Below are 473 nucleotides of genomic sequence, written 5' to 3' on the forward strand. Positions count from 1 at the left end.
CGGGGGTTCCCGGGGATTGGGGCCCTGTATCCCACCCCCCTGGCCTTGGTGTTGGCCCTGGTTATATTGGTGGTCGTCGATATCGTCCTCGATCGACTCGATGCACACCCGTCTCAGGACGGACTCCATCGGCTCCACCAGGAGCACGCCCGCGCCGTCCGCGATGCTCCTGCTGCTGCGGCCCCCGTGGAGCGGGTAACGGTTGTCGAACCCGGCCCACAGGCGCAGGCACCGCGGCGCCCGCTCACCGTTCGGGAGGACGAGTTCAGCAGCTCTCGGGTGCGGGGCGAGCGGTGTTGAGCAGTACGTTCGCGGCGCGGCCCTCAACGCGGCGACAGCCCGGTCAACGGCACTCTCGTCAGGCATCATCGTCCCACTATCGATCACAGGGCCGACATCCGGGCACGGGCGGCCGCCCGTGCCGGGGGGGGCCGGTCCGCGGGGCGCGCCCCCGCCCGGCGGGGCGCGGGGGC

Annotated in this window: 1 protein-coding gene; it reads right to left on the minus strand. The window is 72.3% G+C overall.

The window, feature by feature from the left end; genetic code table 11:
- Positions 1-369: hypothetical protein (locus ACFV0G_RS32990; protein ID WP_380555955.1), on the minus strand; the 369-nt coding region annotated here is incomplete at its 3' end.
- Positions 370-473 lie beyond the last annotated feature (104 nt).

It is taken from the genome of Kitasatospora sp. NPDC059571, assembly GCF_042735675.1.
Classification (GTDB): domain Bacteria; phylum Actinomycetota; class Actinomycetes; order Streptomycetales; family Streptomycetaceae; genus Kitasatospora.